General features: G+C 39.8%; 17 protein-coding genes and 2 tRNA genes. 11 read left to right on the top strand and 8 right to left on the bottom strand.

The window, feature by feature from the left end:
- Nucleotides 1–19: 19 nt before the first annotated feature.
- Nucleotides 20–1789, bottom strand: coding sequence for a M61 family metallopeptidase (locus tag M1D52_RS05620; RefSeq protein ID WP_437394390.1), 1770 nt, complete (start codon nucleotides 1787–1789; stop codon nucleotides 20–22).
- A gap of 268 nt (nucleotides 1790–2057) precedes the next feature.
- Between M1D52_RS05620 and M1D52_RS05615 the strand changes: the two genes are divergently transcribed.
- The 5 genes from M1D52_RS05615 to M1D52_RS05595 all read left to right on the top strand — a co-directional run bounded on the left by M1D52_RS05615 (nucleotide 2058) and on the right by M1D52_RS05595 (nucleotide 9024).
- Nucleotides 2058–3116, top strand: coding sequence for an efflux RND transporter periplasmic adaptor subunit (locus M1D52_RS05615; protein WP_013663356.1), 1059 nt, complete (start codon nucleotides 2058–2060; stop codon nucleotides 3114–3116).
- A gap of 3 nt (nucleotides 3117–3119) precedes the next feature.
- Nucleotides 3120–6236: an efflux RND transporter permease subunit gene (locus tag M1D52_RS05610; RefSeq protein ID WP_013663357.1), complete on the top strand. Its 3117-nt coding sequence runs from the start codon at nucleotides 3120–3122 to the stop codon at nucleotides 6234–6236.
- Nucleotides 6237–6249: 13 nt separating this feature from the next.
- On the top strand, nucleotides 6250–7557 hold the full coding sequence (locus M1D52_RS05605) for a TolC family protein (RefSeq protein ID WP_013663358.1): 1308 nt from the start codon (nucleotides 6250–6252) through the stop codon (nucleotides 7555–7557).
- Nucleotides 7558–7647: 90 nt separating this feature from the next.
- On the top strand, nucleotides 7648–8499 hold the full coding sequence (locus M1D52_RS05600) for an N-acetylglucosamine kinase (protein WP_013663359.1): 852 nt from the start codon (nucleotides 7648–7650) through the stop codon (nucleotides 8497–8499).
- A 12-nt stretch (nucleotides 8500–8511) separates the two neighbouring features.
- Nucleotides 8512–9024 (top strand): glutathione peroxidase, encoded by a 513-nt coding sequence (locus tag M1D52_RS05595; protein ID WP_013663360.1) that lies wholly within the window; start codon nucleotides 8512–8514, stop codon nucleotides 9022–9024.
- A gap of 404 nt (nucleotides 9025–9428) precedes the next feature.
- Here M1D52_RS05595 and M1D52_RS05590 read toward each other — a convergent pair.
- Together M1D52_RS05590 and M1D52_RS05585 are read right to left on the bottom strand one after the other, a co-directional pair.
- Nucleotides 9429–9503, bottom strand: a tRNA-Val gene (locus M1D52_RS05590).
- Nucleotides 9504–9555: 52 nt separating this feature from the next.
- Nucleotides 9556–9633: transfer RNA gene (locus M1D52_RS05585), tRNA-Val, on the bottom strand.
- Between the two features lie 333 nt (nucleotides 9634–9966).
- Here M1D52_RS05585 and M1D52_RS05580 point away from each other — a divergent pair.
- Nucleotides 9967–10602 (top strand): hypothetical protein, encoded by a 636-nt coding sequence (locus M1D52_RS05580; RefSeq protein WP_013663363.1) that lies wholly within the window; start codon nucleotides 9967–9969, stop codon nucleotides 10600–10602.
- A gap of 68 nt (nucleotides 10603–10670) precedes the next feature.
- Here M1D52_RS05580 and M1D52_RS05575 read toward each other — a convergent pair whose 3' ends face one another.
- The 5 genes from M1D52_RS05575 to M1D52_RS05555 all read right to left on the bottom strand — a co-directional run bounded on the left by M1D52_RS05575 (nucleotide 10671) and on the right by M1D52_RS05555 (nucleotide 13913).
- Nucleotides 10671–11570 (bottom strand): DUF72 domain-containing protein, encoded by a 900-nt coding sequence (locus tag M1D52_RS05575; protein ID WP_437365352.1) that lies wholly within the window; start codon nucleotides 11568–11570, stop codon nucleotides 10671–10673.
- 68 nt (nucleotides 11571–11638) lie between these two features.
- A complete protein-coding gene (locus M1D52_RS05570) occupies nucleotides 11639–12598 on the bottom strand; it encodes a M20/M25/M40 family metallo-hydrolase (RefSeq protein ID WP_013663365.1) in 960 nt (319 codons plus the stop codon).
- 25 nt (nucleotides 12599–12623) lie between these two features.
- A complete protein-coding gene (gene recO, locus M1D52_RS05565) occupies nucleotides 12624–13346 on the bottom strand; it encodes a DNA repair protein RecO (RefSeq protein WP_013663366.1) in 723 nt (240 codons plus the stop codon).
- On the bottom strand, nucleotides 13336–13710 hold the full coding sequence (locus M1D52_RS05560) for a diacylglycerol kinase family protein (RefSeq protein WP_130858338.1): 375 nt from the start codon (nucleotides 13708–13710) through the stop codon (nucleotides 13336–13338). The genes recO and M1D52_RS05560 overlap by 11 nt, the downstream gene beginning before the upstream one ends.
- A 2-nt stretch (nucleotides 13711–13712) precedes the next feature.
- Nucleotides 13713–13913 carry a signal peptidase gene (locus M1D52_RS05555; protein WP_437394392.1) on the bottom strand — a complete coding sequence of 67 codons (201 nt, stop codon included), beginning with the start codon at nucleotides 13911–13913 and terminating at the stop codon, nucleotides 13713–13715.
- A 207-nt stretch (nucleotides 13914–14120) separates the two neighbouring features.
- On the opposite strand from M1D52_RS05555, the gene ileS reads away from it, so the two are divergent.
- From ileS to acnA, 5 genes are all read left to right on the top strand, one after another.
- Nucleotides 14121–17534, top strand: a complete 3414-nt coding sequence (gene ileS / locus M1D52_RS05550; protein ID WP_437394393.1) for an isoleucine--tRNA ligase — start codon at nucleotides 14121–14123, stop codon at nucleotides 17532–17534.
- Nucleotides 17535–17616: 82 nt separating this feature from the next.
- Entirely contained in the window at nucleotides 17617–18000 is a 384-nt protein-coding gene (locus M1D52_RS05545; RefSeq protein ID WP_013663370.1) for a TraR/DksA family transcriptional regulator, read from the top strand.
- An 82-nt stretch (nucleotides 18001–18082) separates the two neighbouring features.
- Complete coding sequence (locus M1D52_RS05540) at nucleotides 18083–18733, top strand: lipoprotein signal peptidase (protein WP_130858337.1); 651 nt, start codon at nucleotides 18083–18085, stop codon at nucleotides 18731–18733.
- A gap of 152 nt (nucleotides 18734–18885) precedes the next feature.
- Complete coding sequence (locus tag M1D52_RS05535; RefSeq protein ID WP_013663372.1) at nucleotides 18886–19596, top strand: SIMPL domain-containing protein; 711 nt, start codon at nucleotides 18886–18888, stop codon at nucleotides 19594–19596.
- A 148-nt stretch (nucleotides 19597–19744) separates the two neighbouring features.
- Nucleotides 19745–22468: an aconitate hydratase AcnA gene (gene acnA / locus M1D52_RS05530; protein ID WP_437394394.1), complete on the top strand. Its 2724-nt coding sequence runs from the start codon at nucleotides 19745–19747 to the stop codon at nucleotides 22466–22468.
- Nucleotides 22469–22617 lie beyond the last annotated feature (149 nt).

Genomic DNA, 22617 nt, shown 5'->3' with positions numbered 1-22617 from the left:
CCCTCTCTTAAACAACTATTTATTGCTCAGCCAACCACTTCTCTCTTAGTTGCTGTTGCTCAGCAGTCACATTTTCAGCTGGCATGAATGCATATTTTCCTGTTTTACTTGCCTGCACTTTTACAGCTAATTCTTGAATAATGCCATCACGGGAAACAAGCATTTTTACAACGTCCCCGATTCTACTGGCTTGAACTACTCGTTCTAATTCTTTTCCGGTTGCGTCTATGCGATAGCCGTTAATTGCAATTAGCTCATCCTTCACGTTAATGCCTCCGTCCCATGCTCCTCCACCACGTATTACATTCTGAACCAACAATTTATTATCTGTTGTTGAAGTCTTAATGCCTAGATCCGGCGTTTCGTAGCCGGCGTTTAAGTCGACAAGCTCCAATCCGACAAACTGCAAATATTTATTATAGTCAGGCGAACCGGCGGTATTAACCAAATGATAAATATCATCCAAAGAAGTTCCTGCTACTTTTTCAGCTAAGTCTTTGAAGGCTGCATCAGAATAGCCTTTGCCCTGTTTTTTATAAAATTCGTTATAAGCCTCTCGCATGACGTCATCCAGACCTTTTTGCCCTTTGGTAGAATGCAATATTTTCAGGTCCATCATCATCGCAATCAAAGCTCCTTTATTATAGTAGGAGACGATACTGTTCAATGAATTCTCATCCTGGCGATAATATTTGATCCAAGCATCAAAGCTTGATTCACTTAACGGTTGAACCTGGTTGCCTGGTCGGTTTTCGACGGCTGTTACGTCTGTCGCCAACATCTGTAAATAACTGTCTTCTGTATGAAAACCAGCGCGTCGCACTAATAAATTATCATAATAAGCGGTAAAACCTTCTCCTATCCAAAGGTTAGTAGTATAATTCTCCTGATCATAGTTAAACGGCCCCAAAGCTTCCGGGCGTAATCTTTTAATGTTCCATAAGTGGAAATATTCGTGTGCAACTAAACTGAGAAAAGATTTATATCCGCTTTCAGTGTTATAGTTAAACCGACTTGCACCGAGTACAGTAGAATTAAGGTGCTCCAATCCACCACCTCCTGAATGGTAGTTATGAACAATAAATACATATTTTTTATTCGGGTTCTCCCCAAAAATGGCGGTAGCAGATTCCACGATCCTAGCCATGTCTTTAGCCAATCTCACCTTGTCGTAATTACCGCCGCTAACCATTGCAACCTCATGCGGAATTCCGGCCGCAGTAAACTCGAACACATCTTGGTTTCCTACTTCTATCGGTGCATCAAATAAAATATCAAAATCAGCTGCGAAATATGTATTGACTTCGCCTTCTTTTTCCATCAATCCTGTTGAAATCTTGTTCCACGATTTGTGAGGTATGATTTTCACCTCTGCAGGCCGATTTATTTGATTATCTACATACATAAAGATACCCGTCGGCGATAAAAAAGCATGCGAAGCATCAATAAAACTAGTGCGCACCGATACTTCAAACGCATAAACACGATAACTCACCATAATCTTTCCGGCGCCTTTGCTTGAAACCCTCCAGGTATTCTTGCTTACTTTTCGACTGGTCAGCGGCCTCCCATTGGCATCTTTGGCATGGAACCCTTCTACATTCTTCGAAAATTCTCTCACTAAATAAGAGCCCGGTGCCCAAACAGGCATTTTTACGTCCACGTAATCTTCTTTAACGCGATCAATTTCCATGGTAATTTCCGCGTAATGGGCCTGAGGCTCTTTAAAAGACACTTCAAAACGAATAGGGTTAAGTGCCAGCGCTTCGGCAGATAAGGTTGTTATCATGATAGTTAAAAAGCTAAAAAGTTTAATAAATATATTGTTCATGCGTGAAAGAATTAAACTGCAAAGGTAGCAATTTACAGCAGCATCACTGCACCTATTTGTCCTCTTCCATTGGGAGGGCGATTTTAACATCAATAATGTTGCAAAACTGTATGGCAAATAATAATTAACTTTATGCCTTGTAACGCTTGGCAGAATCCGTCAGATCAACTTTTGTGAGCTAACATCTAATATAAAAGAGAACTAAAACGCAGTCAATTTTTTCTGAATGAAGAGAAAGTACATTTACTTAATCATTATTGTAGGTATTATCGCTTTCGTTGCCTACAAGTTTTCCAGTGAAAAAGGAGGTAAAATTGCCCCACCTAGTGAAAGTCCAAAAGGTGCTCCCATTGAAGTAAATGGGATTGTGGTATCACCGAAAGATTTTGAGAATATTTTAACGGTATCGGGTAGCGTTGAACCAAACGAGCAAGTTCAAATTCGGAGCGAGGTTTCAGGTATTATACGAAATCTTTACTTCCATGAAGGATCTTTTGTAACAAAAGGACAAATTCTGTTTAACATTGACGACACAGAATTACAAGCTCAATTATTGCAACGTCAAACCGAAGAAAAACTTGCGGAAGAGAACGCTCGCCGAGCCTCCCTCTTGTTAGAAAAGGAGGCGATCAGCACGCAAGAAAAGGATGTGGCACTCGCAGATTTACAATCAGCTCAGGCGCAAACACAATTAATAAAAGCGCAGATAGCGAAAACAAAGGTAAGGGCACCTTTCAGTGGAAAAATAGGTCTTCGCTCGGTATCGGCAGGAGAATATTTGACACCCACTACGATTGTCGCAAATTTAATGAGTACCAACCCGGTAAAAATTTTATTTTCGGTTCCTGAAAAATATACAGCACAAATAAAAGAAGGGCTGCCTTTAAACTTTACGATAAGCGGCTCGTCAAAGCAGTATAGCGCAAAAATATATGCCATCGAACCTGGAATTGATGCACAGACAAGGACAATACAAATTAGAGCTTTAGCTGCCAACGATTCAGGCGAGTTATTTCCAGGCTCTTTCGCCAGGGTGCAACTACCCATCAATATGGTAAAAGAAGCCGTTTTAATCCCCACGGAAGCCGTTATCCCGGTACAAGGAGGCAAGCAAGTTTTTGTATGCAAGGGAGGCAAGGCGAGCGCGGTGGACATTGAAAGCGATAGCAGAACAAGCACAGATATCCTCGTGAACAAGGGTATTTCTATCGGTGATACCGTGCTCACTTCGGGTGTCATGGCCTTAAAAAACGGGATGAATGTGCATGTTAACTTAAAAAATTAAGCCATGAGTCTTTCAACCACCAGTATAAAACGTCCAGTTCTGACGATCGTCATGAACCTAATCTTGATTCTTTTTGGGATTATTGGTTACACCTTTTTAGGTATACGAGAATTCCCCTCTATCGACCCCCCTATCGTTTCGGTCCGTACCAATTATGCCGGGGCAAACCCCGACATCATCGAATCACAAATTACGGAACCCCTGGAAAAGTCGATCAATCAAATAGATGGCATTCGCAATATTTCATCGTCCAGCAATCAAGGTTCAAGTAATATTAACATAGAATTTGTTCTTGGTAAAAATTTAGAAGAAGCAGCAAACGACGTAAGAGACAAAGTCTCACAAGCGCTCAGAAGCCTGCCACAAGATATAGACGCACCTCCGGTTGTTTCAAAGGCAGATGCTGATTCGGAACCCATACTTACTTTGACTGTAAGAAGTGACACGCGCGATCCATTAGACCTAAATGACATCGCAGAAAATGTCATTGCACAACGATTACAAACCCTTCCCGGCGTGAGTACCGTTCAAATTTGGGGACAACAACGTTACGCTATGCGTCTATGGATTGAGCCAATGCGTTTAGCCGCTTACGGTTTAACTCCCCTAGATGTCCGAAACGCATTGACGCTACAAAACGTCGAATTGCCATCCGGAAAGATTACGGGAGCCAATACAGAGCTTACTGTTAAAACAGCGGGAAACCTTGTAACCGAAGAAGATTTTAATAGATTGATCATTAAAACCGATGGTAATCGGATTATACGTTTTAGCGATGTTGGACGTGCCGTATTGGGACCTGAAAATATTGAAACGAAGATGACGGAATCAGGTATTCCAATGGTGGGGCTAGCTGTGATTCCTCAACCCGGAACTAATTATATCGAAATTGCAGAAGCATTCTACAAAAGAATTGAACAAATAAAGAACGAAATTCCTACCGATATTATACTAGACGTCGCATTGGACAACACGCTGTTCATCAAAAAATCCGTTACGGAAGTGGCCGAAACGATTGCTATAGCCCTGGTATTGGTTATATTGATCATATTTTTGTTCTTCCGAAACTGGGGTATCGCCTTCAGGCCGTTAATCGATATCCCTGTATCTTTAATTGCCACCTTCTTTATTATGTACCTTTTTGGTTTTTCCATTAATGTATTAACACTTCTCGCCATTGTATTGGCAACCGGACTTGTTGTGGACGACGGAATCGTTGTAACCGAAAATATTTACAAAAAGGTGGAAGAAGGTATGTCACCGATGCAGGCTGCCATCAAAGGATCAAATGAAATTTTCTTTGCTGTCATCTCCATTTCGATAACCTTAGCAGCGGTTTTCTTACCCGTTATGTTTCTGGAAGGATTTGTAGGACGGCTTTTTCGTGAATTTGGTGTCGTTATTGCGTCGGCGGTACTCATTTCTGCCTTTGTCTCGCTGACATTAACGCCAATGCTGAATGCTTACCTGATGAAGAAGGGCGGCACCAAGCACTCTCGGTTTTATGAACTCACCGAACCCTATTTTGTAAAAATGACTACTGGTTATGGTAAATCATTGACTCATTTCCTACAGCATAAATGGCTTAGCTTTCCTATCCTTTTCATCTGTTTTGGATTGATTGCCTTCTTTTGGACACATATCAAAAAAGAAACGGCTCCATATGAAGATCGGAGTCTGATTCGCGTCAATGTAACAGCTCCAGAAGGAAGTTCCTATGATTACATGGACCGTTTTATGACCGAACTTACACAGCTCGTTAATGACTCCATTCCTGAAAAATCTGTTAATTTGGTCATGACATCACCGGGATTCGGTTCATCTTCAATTAACAGCGGGAGAATGCGCATGACCCTAGTAGCTCCGGAAGACCGGGTACGTTCACAGGCAGAAATTGCAGAGGCATTAACTAAACAAACGAGAAAATATACCGAAGCCCGGACCTTCGTCACGCAAACGCCGACAATCTCGGTAAATAGACGAGGCGGGCTACCTGTACAATATATTATACAAGCACCAACATTCGACAAGCTCCGTGAAAAAATACCGGAATTTATGGACGAAGCGAACAATGATCCGACGTTTTCAGTGGTTGACATTGACCTTAAGTTCAATAAACCGGAACTCAATATAAGCATCGATCGCGACAAAGCCCAAAGTTTAGGCGTATCGGTACTCGACGTTGCTCAAACCCTGCAGCTCTCGCTAAGCGGCCAACGCTTTGCCTATTTTATCATGAATGGCAAACAATATCAAGTAATCGGTCAATTTGACGATGTAGACAGAAGTTCTCCTTTGGATTTAGCCGCTATATTTGTTCGAAGCAATACAGGGCAATTGATTCAATTGGACAACGTTGTAACGATCGAAGAACGTTCTAGCCCACCTCAATTATATCATAATAACCGGTTTATGTCGGCTACCGTATCGGCAGGATTAGCACCCGGCGTAAGTCTCGGCGAAGGTATTGATGCAATGGACAGAATTGCAGCCAAAGTACTTGACGACAGCTTTTCTACAGATTTAGGCGGCGAATCACGCGACTTTAGGGAAAGTGGGTCGAATACCTTATTCGCATTCGGGCTCGCTTTATTATTAGTATATTTAATATTGGCGGCGCAATTTGAGAGTTTTCTCGATCCATTTATCATTATACTTACCGTTCCTATGGCTGTGGCCGGTGCACTGTTATCCTTATGGGTGGTTGGAGAAAGTTGGAATGTATTCAGTCAGATCGGCACTATTATGTTGATCGGTTTAGTCACTAAAAATGGTATTCTGATAGTTGAATTTGCCAATCAACTTAAAGAAGAAGGCAAGACCGTTAAAGAGGCTATCTTAGAAGCGTCCGAGGCTCGGTTACGACCGATATTGATGACAAGCTTTGCAATCGCATTGGGAGCTCTTCCCATTGCATTGGCCCTTGGTGCAGCTGCAACAAGCAGAATAGGCATGGGAGTTGTAATTGTAGGCGGAACGATTTTCTCATTGATCCTAACCTTATTTGTCATCCCTGCCATTTACTCGTTATGGTCAAGAGAGTATAAACCGAATTTGGATTTGAAAGAAGCAGAAGAAGTAGAAAGACAGGAACTAAAAGCCGCTCAGGCAATGCTATAATAGCTAATCGTTTATGAAAAAATTATTGTATATTTTTTTACCGATATATATTTTGCCCTTTATTGCCTTTGCACAAGAGATATTGAATTTGGAAGATGCTGTCGCTATTGCCCTTAAACAAAACTATGACATCAGGCTTGTTAGCAATGATGTTGCTATTGCAAAGAACAATGCAAATTTGGCCAATGCCGGCATGTTGCCAAGTGTTACGGGCGATGCTTCTGCATCCGCTGCTACACAGAACACGACACAAACACTATTAAGCGGTGAAACCCGATCGTTAAAAGGGGCACGGAACACATCCATGGCTTATGGTGCAAATCTGGATTGGACTGTTTTTGATGGGTTTCAAATGTTTGCGCGTTACGATCAATTGAAAGAATTACAGAAGCTAGGTGATGCGAATTTAAAACAGGCAATTTTATCCACCGTTTTTAACGTCGTTAGCGAATATTTTAACCTGGTACAACAAAAACAACAACTTACCGCCTTACGAACAGCACTAGACCTTTCAAAATATCGCCTAGAAATGGCTGAGAATCGATATCAGATTGGAAGAGCCTCTAAATTAGAGGTTTTAGCCTCCAAAGTCGACTTAAATACCGATACCACAAATCTTATGCGTCAAAATGTGCTTTTCAGCAACACAAAAATCAGATTGAACGAAATCTTAGCTCGCGATGTCAATACGCTTTTTGACGTAACGGACAGTATCAGTATAGAAGACAATCTTAAATATGATAACTTATTAAATCTCGCACTCCAACATAATCCGGCTTTGCAAGCAGCTTTAATTAATCGAAGGATAGCACAGCTTGAATTGAAAGAAGTAAAAGGTCAGCGTTATCCCACAATAGACATAAATTCCGCGTATACACGAACACGAACTACGGCTGAATTAGGCTTTGCGACGAAAAATCAGGGCAATGGATTTAGTTACGGCGTGTCAGCATCAATGAATATATTCAATGGGTTTTTACAGAAAAGGAATGAGAGGAATGCAGCATTAGCCATTGAAAATGCGAGCATTAACCTGGAGAAAACGAATCAAGCACTTCTTTCACAGCTTTCATCTGCCTATCAGACTTATCTCGTTAATCTAGAATTAGTTGATCGAGAACAAGGAAATCAAATGGTTGCTAAGCAAAATATGGATATAACGCTCGAAAAATATCGTCTAGGAAGCATTACACCCTTAGAGTTTCGCGAAGCCCAAAGAAACTATGTTGATGCGAGCGTTCGATTCAGCAATGCTCAATATGAAGCAAAAATGGCAGAAATTGGTCTAAAACAGATTGCTGGGTCACTCACGCTCAATTAATGTGCTTTAGACACTTTATAAATGGTTATTCCAGTATTTTAGTATATTTGTATCTAAAACGTTAACACATAAAGCCTACCAAATTTTACTATGATATTGGTTGTAGATAGCGGATCGTATAAATCTGACTGGATGCTTGCACTTCCAAACAGCGAACCTTTAACTTTCAGAACAAGAGGATTAAATCCCTTTTTTACCACGGAGAAGGAAATCGTAAAGATTGTGCAGAATATCACAGATATAGCACCCTATGCAGATCTTATTTCAGAAGTCTATTTTTTTGGATCGGGCTGCACAAATCCCGACCGTCGGGAAATGGTATCAAATGCTCTTTCTCAAATCTTCAAAAAGGCTTTTATTTCAGTAGAAACCGACCTTATCGGCTCCGCTTATGCTACCTGTGGAAATGATAGTGGTTATACCGCAGTACTTGGAACGGGGTCCAATGTTACCTTTTTTGATGGTGAACAGGTACAACCAACAAGGCAAGGACTGGGTTTTATACTAGGTGATGAAGGTTCCGGCGCTTGGTTCGGAAAAAAATTGATAACAGCTTTTCTCTATGGTGCTTTACCCGAAGAGCTCTCTAGGAAATTTGAAAGTACTTACCGGATCAATAAAGAAATGGTTATCAAAAACGTTTATCAAAGGAATTCTCCAAACACCTATCTCGCCTCCTTTGCGCCTTTCATGGAAAGCAATCAAACGCACCCATATATTATGGGTCTATTGCACCGTGGCTTTGAGGAATTTGTAAAAACAAACATTTTATTGTTCCCTGATTATCAAAATCATTTATTTCATTTTGTGGGATCTATCGCTTATTACTTCAGTGACCAACTAAGGATCGTATGCGAGCAATACGCCGTACAAATCGGCAAAATAATTAAACAGCCTATTGAAGAATTGTTTAACTTCGTTATCGAAAGAGAAACAGTTTAAATCAATAGAAACATGAAAACGCTGCTTTTAATTATGAGCATGTTTATGGCTCTCCCACCTGAAAATATTTATCAGTTTTCATTTACCTCCATCGACGGTAAAACAATTGATCTAAAAGATTTCAAAGGAAAAAAAATCCTTTTGGTTAACACCGCCTCTAAATGCGGCTTCACTCCCCAGTATAAAGAACTGGAGGAATTATCAAAAAGATTCAAAGACAAGGTTGTCGTGATCGGATTTCCTGCCAACAATTTCGGCTCACAGGAGCCTGGTTCTAATGACGACATAAAGTCGTTTTGTGAACAAAATTATGGCGTGACTTTTTTACTCGCAGAAAAAAGCAGTGTGAAAGGCGACGATATTAACCCTATTTTTGATTATTTAACAAAAGCGGAGAATCCGGATTTTACAGGCGACATCAAATGGAACTTTGAGAAGTTCTTAATTGACGAAAACGGCCACTTGATACATCGTTATCGTTCCGCCACCAAGCCGCTATCAACTGAAATCACTTCTCAACTTTGAGTATATATTAAAATTGAAATAAAAAGCCTTGATGATGGGCATCAAGGCTTTTACTTAACCAATTATAAACCTAAATTATGAAAAGACTACTTTAATACTGCATGACAGCAGTCAAAACACTTACCACAAAGTCCATGCCAATAAAAAAAATGAGCAACCCTTTTTCGGATTGCCCATTTACATTTTAGGTTTGTAATCGGTATTTATAAAAGTATGACAAACAAGTGATAAATCAAAATTAAACTGCAATCTTTTTTATTGTCATGACACAGATTCAGTAATCGCTGTCAGTTAGAAAGTAGTATCAGTTTTACTCATCAATCGAGTGTCATTTAATATCAAATAATAAAAGGGAATAAAAATAGATATAAAATAAAAAAGCACCTTGAATAGATGCTTAAGTGTGGAGGCTACTGGATTCGAACCAGTGACCCTCTGCTTGTAAGGCAGATGCTCTGAACCAGCTGAGCTAAGCCTCCTTAAATTTTATCTACTTAAACAAAGTAGATCATATAACCTATAAAAACCTTATGGTGGAGGCTACTGGATTCGAACCAGTGACCCTCTGCTTGTAAGGCAGATGCTCTGAACCAGCTGAGCTAAGCCTCCTTTTCCTACCTATCCAGGTATTCTTCCCGTTTGGGACTGCAAATATAGAGTTGTTCCACAACAATGCAAAATATTTTTGAACTATTTCTTCGCTTATTATGTAATCAGTTAATTTTTAATATTTTACTCTTTTGGCAAAAGTGGTTTTCTTAAACTTATTGACGCTATTCCTTCCTTCTGGGCTTTTTTATCGTCATTTAAAGCCTTTTTTATACACTTTCGTTTGCTCCCAGGGTCTGCCGTCTTATCCAAATACCGGAAAACCATGGCATTCTATAAGGTTTGTGTTATATTTGCCGGAGTTAAATACGTCAAACACAACTTATATTACTTATGCAAAGACTAAAATTTTCTTTCTTCATTTTCGTTCTTTCCTTTTCTTTAGCTAATGCACAAGCGCAAACTGCACCTACTTCACCTGTTAAAACGTCAAAAATTTCCCAGGCAAAATCACAACAGGGATTGAACGGAGGATCTATTGCAAGTCAGTTTGACTATATTAACAACACTTCAAATAATTATCAGGACTATAAAGTAGTTCGAAAAACCTCCTTAGAAAAATTAGAGACAAACATAACAGATTCAATCAAAGCTATGCAGACCAAACTGGCCAATGTAAAAGCCACTTTGGACAACCATGATCGTGAGGTTTCTTCTCTTCAAGATAGCTTGAACAAGGTAGCACAGGAACTCAAAACTACCAGGGAACAAAAAGAGAGCTTTAGTTTTTTAGGGATCCTCTTACCGAAGAGTACCTATAACTTACTTATATGGTGTATAATTGGTGTACTTGCTCTGGCACTTACGTTTTATATATATCGTTTCAACCAAAGTCATTTAGTAACTGCCGATGCAAAAAAAACATTGGAAGAACTACGCCTCGAATTCGAGCAACATCGCAAGAAAGCTATGGAAAGGGAACAAAAGCTAAACAGGCAGCTCCAAGATGAATTAAACAAGAGGCTGTAAACCATAATATAGAGTGCTCCATGTTTTTGACAAGATATAGGAGACACTCTTTTTTTTGTAGCTTATTTTCAAAGTAGCTTAGCCTGTTCACCTGTCTCCGCTAGTCCTTTCGGAACGTGTAAGTCAAGATCAAAAACGCTGTTCAACTTTTCAATAAAATAAGCGGAGAGTAAAGGCGACTCCCTTTCTATATTCTGATGCACAAAAAAGTACAAAGATTGCAAGCCTTCCGATCGCCATTCCTGTATTCTGTCTATCCATCGATCCAAACGTTCGTAGTCGCTTGAGTGATTTGCCCCAACATAGCGAATAAAGGCCTCAGGAGAGGTTAGTCGCATGTGCAACATATCCCTACGGCCCGCGGTATCAACTATTATATTTGCCATACGATGCTCTTTTAGTAGATTACTATACTCGTCAAATATCTCTTTATTCTGAAACCACTCTTCATTTCTAACCTCTACCGCCAGTGGTATGCCTTTTGGAAAAGCTGACAAATAAGCAGAAAGGCGGTCCAAATTAGTTGGTTTAAAATTGTCATGAAGCTGCAAAAATGCCATGCCAAGTTTTTCTTCAAAAAAGCTAATCGCATCGCAAAAAGCAATCGTAGGTTCCTCAGCATTTAATAAACGTCTGTAGTGACTGATCTGATTTGGCAATTTCGGGAAAAATTTAAAATCAGCAGGCACTTTATTCTTCCAAGTCAATACTTGTTGTTTATCCGGCGCATTGTAGAAGGTAGCATTGAGTTCAATTGCATTAAACTGGTTTGCGTAGTACGATAACTCGTCTTTTGTTCCACGTGGATAAAATCCTTTTAAATCTTGTTTATTCCACTTAGCACATCCTATGCTCACCTTAAAAGCCGCCTTGTTTCTAGTAGCATTCAGTAGGTTAATTGTATCCGAATGGGTGTCAGGCAAAGTAAAATCCACTTGCCCGGGGTCTTCAACTTGTCCAAATTTCATTGTTAATTTTTTTTATTATCGACATCGATCAAGAGACACACGCATAAATATACAAACATGTAAAAATCTTACTTGACTTCCGTAAAGTTAAGTTTATTTTTATTCATTGCTTTCAAAATGATTTCTATTTCCAAATCGACTATTTTTGCCAATGCTGTTATATTGACTTTTTCAGGAGTATCCGTAGGCATATGGTAATCTTCATGTCCACCCGTGTGAAAAAAAAGAACCGGGATACCTTTAGCGTAAAAGGAGCCATGATCAGAACCACCACTTCCGCTTCTGTCTGTAAAATATTTAATATCGCTTGTAATACCTTCAAAAACGGCTGGCCAACTATCGCTTGTACCGAAACCGCCTATTCCAAGTCCACGCCCCGGATCATACCTGCCAATCATATCCATGTTCACCATAAAATTCACTTTATTCATTGATGTAACAGGATGTTCTACATAATACTTAGAGCCCAGCAGCCCCAATTCCTCTCCCGAAAAAGCTACGAAAAGAATATTATAATTCTCTTGCCGTCCATTTTGTGAAAAACACCTTGCTAGTTCCAATAGTCCCGCGACGCCCGAGGCATTGTCATCGGCACCATGATGGATCTTCCCTTCAGGCAAAGCGTCCTTAGAACTGCCCTGTGTACCTAGCCCCAAATGATCATAATGGGCTCCAATGATGATTGTATTTGTCGCCCTATTATCCAAATATCCTATCAGGTTATCGGCTTTCCGCAAACTATCGGGAACAACCACCTTTTTCACTTTTGCTATAAACGGCTGTCGATAACCCTTATCTCCTAATGGCTTCAGGCCATATTTCTTAAAATAGCGCTCAATATACTTCGCCGCCTTTTTTATACCTTTACTGCCCGTTCCTCTACCTTCCAACTTATTTGCTGCCAAAAAATAGATATGCTTTTTTATCAAAAGTGAGTCTGCTTTAATTTCGCCGCTTTGAGCATGACAAAAGGAAACAGTTAAAAAAAACATAGAAGGCAGCACGTAACTTTTAATGAATGTAAACATATTATTCGTATATGATATGATTGCTTTAAGCCAAAACTTCTTCCAGTATTTCGAGTGATTTTATTTCGCCTAAACCATCGATATGGAGTTGATAAAAATCGATCAATTTCTGCAAAAGAATTCTTCGGTCCCGGTTACCTATTTTCACATTGTTAAGCGATGCAAAACTGGTATTTAAAAGTGTATTCCACTGACCGGTATGTGGTTCCTGCAAAACTAAGATATGACCTGGGGTGAATCGAGTAAAAACACCTTCCTTAAGATCAAAATAAATTTGTTCTCCTGTTCGGGATGCTGGATAGAAGCCTAAATATTTGGTGAGTTTTAGAAGAAAAGCTAAATGAAAATTGATCGGTGTTTCCTCGGACGAATCTAACCAGCATATTGCACTAAAGAGGTATTCAAAAAGCTTTTCATCCGGCCCCTGCTGCCGAATGCTTTTATATATTATTTCCGTAATAAACAAGGCCATGGAGCTTTTTATAATATCGTAGGGAATCCGTTGAAAAACCGGTAATTGCCGAGCCTCCGCCATCCGGTTTAATCCCGTTGTAGTTTTTTGATATACGACAAGATCTAATAAATGTAGTGGTTGCAATATATTAAGGTGAATCTTCGCCCGTGCCCTCTTTACGCCGTTGATAAGATAAGACTGTATACCAAACTTTTCCGTAAATATTTGCGCCACAACACTCGTCTCGGCATAAGGAGTAATCTTCAGGACAATTCCTCTGGTTTTATGTAACACTATTGAAATGCTTTATTACTTGCACAAGTTTAGGCAAAAAAATAATGATTCCACAAATAATAGAAAATACAGCCAACAGCAGAACGGCGGAGGCGGCGGCATCCTTCGCCTTTTTTGCTAAGGGATGCCAGGTAGGTGAAACCAGATTGGTTAAAGCTTCCAGCGCAGTATTAAATAGCTCAGCAGCCAATACAAGAAAAATGGATACCCCAATCCAAAGCCACTCATTGAGATCGATTTTCAATAAAAGCCCCATTATAAGGGCAAGTATTGCAAAAGCAGATTGGATCCTGAAGTTCCTTTCGGTTTTAAATGTATCACGTAAACCATACCAAGCAAATCTTAACGCAGATAGAAAGCCCATAATTAATCACTTTCGGAGGATTGCTGTTGCTCTTCTCTTGATTCAAGGATGCTTTGACGCTCTATTTTTCTAATTAAACTATAGACAATAGTAACAAAGCCGACACCAAATACCAGTACACCCAATGTTAATGTGATTCCATAGAAATCATTTTCCAACCTTTTCAGACACATGCCCAACATGCCCATCAGAATTCCCAACATTGTAATTAGGATACCGCGTTTCAGATATTTATTCATAACTACTAAGAGCTAAACTGTCAGTTAAAGATAATAAATTTTCGCTTTGTGACGATCTAAAGGTTTAAATCGAAAGAAAATACAGGAATAAGCAGGGAAGCGATTACACCGTTTTCACTTTTCGCCTTAATGTCTTAACTTTGCATCCTTAATTTTTGGATTAATACACTGATGTACAAGGAATATAAACAGCTCGATTTACCGAATATAGGCAACAATATCTTAGCTAATTGGCAGGCAAAGAATGTGTTTGAGAAAAGTGTCACCAGCAGGCCTTCTACAAAGCCCTATACTTTTTATGAAGGTCCTCCCTCTGCCAATGGTATGCCTGGCATACACCACGTCATGGCTAGGACAATAAAGGATATTTTCTGCCGATATAAAACCTTAAAAGGCTTCCAGGTAAAGCGGAAAGGCGGATGGGATACCCATGGTCTTCCCATCGAACTTGCTGTAGAAAAAACTTTAGGTATTACTAAAGAAGATATTGGTAAAAAGATATCAGTAGAGGAATACAATAACGCCTGTAAGCGCGAAGTAATGCGCTATACGGATGTTTGGAATGATCTGACTGAAAAAATGGGTTATTGGGTTGATCTCAAAAACCCCTACATTACTTATCAAAACGAATACATCGAAACCATTTGGTGGATATTAAAGGAATTATACAATAAAGACTTATTATACAAAGGTTATACTATTCAGCCATACTCTCCTGCTGCGGGAACCGGCCTAAGCTCACATGAGCTAAATCAACCCGGCACCTATAAACCTGTTAAAGACACGACAATTGTAGCAGAATTTAGAATCGTCAAAGATCAGATTCACCCATTAATGCCTCAGTTGTTCGAAGAGGAAGGAGAAGATACGGCAATCATCGCCTGGACTACCACACCTTGGACTTTACCGGCAAATTGCGCACTCGTCGTGGGAAAAAATATTACCTACGTAAAGATACGGACGTTTAATCCCTATACATTTGAGCCGATCAGCATTGTTTTGGCAAAAGATTTAGTTGGCAAGTATTTCAAATCGGAGGCGAAAGATCTTCCCTTCCAAGATTACAAAGAAGGTGACAAACTGATTCCTTGGGAACTTGCAACTGAATTTAAAGGAGAAGACTTGCTCAATTTACGTTATGAACAACTACTTCCTTATGTCATTAATGATGATTTACAGCAACATGCATTCCGTGTCATCCCTGGCGATTTTGTGACGACCGAAGATGGCACCGGTATCGTACATGCTGCTGCTACATTTGGTGCAGACGACTTTAGAGCCTGTCGTGAAAACGGAGTTCCCGGAGTTTTAGTAAAAGATGAAAATGGCAAAGATGTTCCAATTGTAGACAAACAGGGACGATTCGTCAAAGAAATTACAGATTTCGCCGGACGTTTTGTTAAGGAAGAATACTACAGCGACGAAGAAAGGCAAGAGCCGGACTTTAAACCAACGGATGTGTTAATTGCGATCAAGTTAAAGGAGGAGAATAAAGCCTTTGATGTCAAACGATATGAACACAGTTATCCACATTGTTGGCGTACCGACAAGCCTATCTTGTATTATCCCTTAGACAGCTGGTTTATAAAAACCACTGCCGTTAAGGAAAAACTCGTGGCACTTAATAAAACGATCAATTGGAAGCCTGAAGCTACCGGCACAGGACGTTTTGGAAATTGGCTGGAAAATCTAGTTGATTGGAATCTATCTCGATCTAGGTATTGGGGCACTCCCCTGCCTATCTGGCGTTCAGAAGATGAAAATGAAGAAATTTGTATAGGATCGATACAGGAATTACGTGAATATATCGAGTTTAGTTTAACTACCAATGTGTTAAATGAAGAAGAAAGCGCCAAACTACGCGAATATCTGGTAAAACTCGACACTGATAAATTTGATCTTCACCGACCTTATGTAGACGACATTGTGCTTGTGTCTGATAGCCTTCAGAAATTGTTTAGAGAGCCTGACCTTATCGATGTGTGGTTCGATTCCGGATCAATGCCGTATGCACAGTGGGGGTTAGACCATGAAAAATTAGCAAAAGGAGAGAAATTTCCATTCAAAGAAGGTTTTGAAGAGGCGTATCCAGCCGACTTTATAGCTGAGGGCGTAGACCAAACGCGTGGGTGGTTTTTTACATTGCATGCAATAGCAACCATGCTTTGTGATTCCGTAGCATTTAAAAATGTGGTTTCTAACGGTCTGGTGCTCGATAAGAATGGAAACAAAATGTCCAAACGCTTAGGTAATGCGGTAGATCCTTTTGCCACCATTTCAAAATACAGTGCCGATGCTACCCGTTGGTACATGATCAGCAATGCTGCACCTTGGGATAACTTAAAATTCAATGAAGAAGGTTTAGATGAAGTGCGGCGTAAGTTCTTCGGAACACTATACAACACTTATGCTTTCTTTGCGCTATATGCTAACATTGACGGCTTCTCTTACATGGAAGCAGAGATCGCCTATAATGACCGTCCTGAAATTGATCGTTGGATCATATCACTCTTGAATAGTTTGACAAAAGAGGTAGATACATTCTATCAAGATTTCGAGCCAACAAAAGCAGCTCGTGCCATCCAAAATTTCGTGGATGAGCATTTAAGTAATTGGTATGTACGACTATGTCGCCGCCGTTTTTGGAAAGGCGAATATAGTGAAGATAAAATATCTGCTTATCAAACCCTATATACCTGCTTAGACACAGTTGCGAAACTCATGTCTCCAATCGCTCCTTTTTTCAGTGATCAACTATTTCTGGACCTCAATAACGCAACGCAGAAAGATCGGGCGGAATCAGTTCACCTTTCGTTCTACCCAACTTATAATGAAACGCTTGTAGACAAAAACCTGGAAGAACGGATGACCTTGGCCCAAGATATATCGTCGTTAACTTTATCTCTACGTAAAAAAGTGGGTATAAATGTTCGTCAACCACTAAACAAAATTCTACTTCCGGTGTTAGATGATACATTCAGGGAGAAAGTAGCGAAAGTGAAAGATTTGATTTTATCGGAGACAAACATCAAAGAAATAGAGTTTATAAAGGATACTTCCGGGATTATACGAAAAAAAATCAGACCTAACTTCAAGGCCTTGGGACCTAAGGTTGGAAAAGATATGAAACTGGTTGCAGCAGCTATTCAAGCGTTTGGAGAGTCGGAAATTAGTCAATTGGAAACATCTGGATCCTTTACCTTAACGGAGGCTCCTTATACAGTTACCTTAGCGGATGTAGAAATAATCGCAGAAGATGTAGCTGGCTGGCAAGTTGCCAACTTAGACAAGCTCACGGTAGCTTTAGATGTTCATATTACACCGGCACTAAAAAATGAAGGCCTGGCGCGCGAACTTGTGAATCGCATACAAACACTTCGAAAGGAACTTAACTTTGAAGTAACTGATAAGATCAATGTGACGATAAGCAATAGTTCCTTAATTGCCGATGCTATTAAAGATAATTTATCTTATATTAGCACAGAGATCCTAGCCAACTCGTTTAAAGTTGAAAACAACTTAACCGGTGGAGAACGTGTTGAAATAGAAGAGACTGAGCTAAATGTATTAATTGAAAAAGTGTAGTTTTAGAATCTATAACCCGTATTATAGCAAGGTCTTTAGCAAAACCTTGGCAGATTTAGATTCTTGTTAAAAAATTTGAAAAATGGAAAACACAGAAAAGACACGTTACAGCGATGCCGAACTACAAGAGTTTAAAGAAATTATCTTGGAAAAACTTCGAGTAGCGAAAGAAGAATTAGCCTCTTTGACTAAATCTTTAAGTAACCCAAACAGCAATGGTACAGATGATACGGCGGGTACTTTCAAAACGTTGGAAGATGGTTCGGCTACGCTTGAAAAAGAGCAGATCAATCAATTAGCTGCTCGTCAGAAAAAGTTCATTGACAATTTAGAGGCTGCATTGGTAAGAATAGAAAATAAAACATATGGAGTGTGCAGAGAAACGGGTAAACTAATTCAAAAAGAGCGTTTACGCGCTGTTCCCCACACTACTCTAAGCATGGAAGCCAAATTAAAACAATATTAAAAACAAATCGGCCATTTCTCATTAACGGAGGATCTCATTCTTCTTTAGGGAAATGGCTGATTGATTTTGTGCGAACGAAATAATGAAAGGATATACTAGACCGCTCTTCCTCGTATTAGTTGTTTTATTTTTAGATCAAGTTATCAAATTTTGGGTCAAGCTCAACATGACCTTGGGACAGGAATTTAAAATTGTCGGAAACCGGGCACTCATTCATTTTACTGAAAACAACGGTATGGCTTTCGGTATGGAATTTGGTGGCGAGAGCGGAAAATTAGCATTATCTGTGTTCCGTATATTGGCTGTATTGGGCATTGGATATGGATTGGTTTACATGATTAAACGTAAATATCACCGCGGACTCATTCTTTGTGTATCGTTAATTTTTGCCGGTGCTGTAGGAAATATCATTGACTCTACTTTCTATGGTATGATTTTTAGTGAAAGCACGTGGTATGAAAAAGCGGTTCTGTTTCCTGCTGGAGGTGGATATAGTAGTATTTTCCACGGAAAAGTAGTAGATATGTTTTATTTCCCTCTGTTGCAAGGGACTTTCCCATCATGGTTTCCGTTATGGTCAAATGAAGAATTTATCTTCTTCAGACCGGTTTTTAATTTAGCAGACTCTGCCATTTCAGTAGGCGTAATTATCATACTAATCTTCCAGAAACGTTACTTTAAGGAGGAAGTTCAAGAATCTGCAAGCTATCACAGCGAAGTTATAGAAGAATAAAATTCTAAAAAAACAACCTATTGTAGCATTTTCTTTTACAGTATCGTTTCATACACAAATATAAAACTTATAGCATACGAAACCTGTTTGGGCCATAGTAATACGTGCAAAGCTCATGCAGGATTCACCACTTTTAAGAAAAAATTATGCAGATGAAAAAAATATTAGCAGCAGTATTGTTAGGAACAATCGCATTATCCGCTTCAGCACAAAATGTTGATACAAGAAGGAAGATAGAAGTTTATGGATCTGCTGAGGAGGAAGTAACCCCGGATATTATTTATGTGTCCATATCTTTAAAAGAGTATTTTAAGGATAATAACAACAAAAATAAGGTAGCAATTGATGAATTGGAAAAGCAGTTGTCAACTGCTGTAAAAAAAGCCGGAATAAAGGAAGAGGATTTCACTATAGAAAACATCTCAAGCTATAATTATATAGATCCCAAGAAGAAGAAAGATCCCGGTTTTTTAGCAAGCAAGCAATACAAAGTGAAAGTAGCTAATTTAAATGCCATCAATTCCATTCTTTCAAGCGTAGATGAAAAAGGAATTCAATCTACCGCTATTGCTGGGTATGACCATAGCAGGATGACCGAAATACGGAATGAGCTACGCATAAAAGCGGTAAAAAATGCGCGGGAGAAAGCAACCGTGTTAGCTCAAGCGTTAGGCGACAGCTTAGGAAAGGCCTTGGAAGTAAACGATAATAATACAGACGCAGGCAGTCCGCAGCCAGCTATGTACAGTGCAATGGCCATGCGCGGAAAAGCGGCAGATTATGCACAGGAGGAATCACTAGATATCGATTTTAAGAAAATTAAGATTAACTATCAATTTCGTGTTGTATTTGAACTAAAGTAATAAACACCGAATTATATTGATGAGCCAAGAGATTTTAAATCATCTCTTGGCTTTTCTTTTTATAAGTCATTTAAAATTCAGGAATGAGGTAGTTAAAAACATTTTTAAGGAAAATGAAGTATTATAATAGTACTAAAACTAAACTAAAATGGACAAAAAAATAGCTTCACTTAGTCAATTGAGAAAGGAGGGAAAGCCTATAGAAAAACTTCCATTTTCTATTCGAATCCTATTGGAGAATGTTATACGCAATCATGATGGATTTTCTATTACCGATGAGCATTTAGAAACACTTATTCAGTGGAACCCCGCCGGTACTGACAAAGAGATCCCATTCAAACCTGCACGTGTGTTAATGCAGGATTTTACCGGCGTACCTGCAGTCGTAGATATTGCTTCAATTAGGGCTGAAGTAATACGAAAGGGGAAAGACGGAGATAAAATTAACCCGGCAATCCCGGTCGACCTGGTAATTGATCATTCTGTTCAAGTGGATTATTTCGGTACCGACTATGCTTATGAAAAAAATGTTGACTTAGAATATGAACGAAATGCAGAGCGTTATCAATTACTGAAATGGGCGCAAAAAGGATTAAATAACTTTACAGTAGTTCCTCCAGGAATGGGAATCTGTCATCAGGTAAATCTTGAATACTTGGCCAAGGGCGTTATTGACCGAGACGGCTGGTATTTCCCGGATACCTTGGTAGGCACAGACTCACATACTCCTATGGTCAACGGCATCGGTGTGTTGGGGTGGGGTGTCGGTGGTATAGAAGCAGAAGCTGCGATGCTGGGGCAACCAATATATTTCACCTGCCCTCAAGTCATCGGATTAAAACTTACGGGAAAAATACCGGAGGGATGTACAGCTACGGATATGGTATTAGCTATTACCAAGCTGCTCCGTGATTATGGAGTTGTGGGAAAATTCGTAGAAGTGTTTGGAGAAGGCCTCGATAACTTAACGGTTACCGATCGGGCAACCATTTCCAATATGTCACCCGAGTTCGGTTGTACCGTCACTTATTTCCCCATTGATCACCAGACACTTGATTATATGCAGCGGACAAATCGATCAGAGGACCACATTCGTTTGGTAGCGGATTATTGCAAGGAAAATCTATTATGGCGTACGGGGGAAGAAAAAATTCATTATACCGATATCCTTCATTTGGACCTGAATACTTTAGAACCTACAGTTGCCGGTCCAAAACGACCTCAGGACAAGATTCTGATCAAAGATCTATATCACAAGTTCGGTGCCTTGTTAGAAAAGGAATATAGTCGTACCTACGTTTCTTTCAAAGACAGGGAGGTTAATACCTGGCTGTCGGAAGGTGGATCCAGAACACAGTTCACGCCTACGAAACCCCATCCATCGCCGCAAACGACGGTCAAAAGTGACCAACTGAAAACAGTAAGAATAATCGACAATAACCAAGAATATGAACTGAGTGACGGTTCCATCGTAATTGCTGCAATCACCAGCTGCACAAATACCTCCAACCCTGCGGTCATGATTGGTGCCGGCTTAGTCGCTCGAAAGGCCGTTGCTCGCGGCTTACGGACCAAATCATGGGTTAAAACAAGCTTGGCCCCTGGTTCCAAAGTAGTAACGGCTTATTTGGAGCGCTCAGGTTTATTAGAAGATCTTGAAGCCCTGCGATTTCATCACGTAGGCTATGGATGCACATCTTGCATCGGCAACAGTGGTCCGCTACCGCCCCACATTGCAGAAGCAGTTGATCAAGCGGAACTAGTGGTAGCCTCCATTCTAAGTGGCAACCGAAATTTTGAAGCACGCGTTCATCCTCAGGTAAAAATGAATTTCCTTGCTTCGCCAATGCTCGTTGTTATATATGCACTTATCGGCAGAATCGATGTTGATATTTTAAATGACCCCATCGACACAGACCCTAATGGAGAACCCGTCTATTTAAAAGATATTTGGCCGACGCAAGAGGAAATTAATCAAGTCATTCTATCGTCACTTCAGCAGAGCGATTTTAAGAAAGTGTATGACGTAATCTTCGACGGAAATGAACAATGGCAAAATTTAATTGCACCTACCGGAAGCGATTACCAGTGGGACGAAAATTCTACTTATATACAGGAAGCTCCCTTCTTTAAAAATATTAGTAGCGAGCTTACACCATCAAACGATATTAAAGAAGCGCGTGTACTGCTATATTTAGGTGATTCTGTAACGACCGATCATATCTCGCCTGCCGGTTCCTTCAAATCAGATACGTCCGCCGGCCAATATCTGGAAAACAAAGGCGTCGAGGTTAAGGATTTCAATTCTTACGGCTCTAGACGTGGTAACCATGAAGTGATGATGCGAGGAACATTTGCCAACGTACGCATCAAAAATAAAATTTCCGATAAAGAAGGTGGCTATACAACCTACTTTGGAACCAATGAAACACTTAACATTTATGATGCTGCCTCGCTTTATCAACGGGATTCTACACCACTTATTATCCTTGCCGGCAAAGAATACGGCAGCGGTTCATCACGGGACTGGGCAGCAAAAGGTACGAACCTACTCGGCGTTAAAGCGGTTATAGCGGAAAGTTTCGAACGCATACACCGCAGTAATCTGGTAGGTATGGGAGTAGCGCCATTGGAGTTTTTACCTGGAGAAAGTGCCGATACGCTGGGTTTAACCGGTAGGGAAACCTTTAATATCACCGGGATAGCCGATGATTTAGTACCGCACAAGCTGCTCGACGTACAAGCAAAAGACGAACAGGGACGAAATTTATCATTTAAAGTTAAAGCTCGATTTGATTCGGCTATTGAAATAGCTTACTACAAAAACGGCGGCATACTCCACTATGTTTTAAGAGATTTTTTAAAAAAATAAAACGAAGAAAGACAAGCATACAAATCTATCTTTCAGACTGTTAGCACGTTTTTGTAAAAATTTTCTCCAATTAAGCACAAAATAATATTAAATTTCATTTTTTATATTATTTTTCTTATATTTATGTTTTATAATCAATAAAGGCCTAA

This window comes from Olivibacter sp. SA151 (assembly GCF_054130995.1).
The sequence above is the reverse complement of the archived record's forward strand: the minus strand, read 5'-3'. Positions and strand labels throughout refer to the sequence as shown.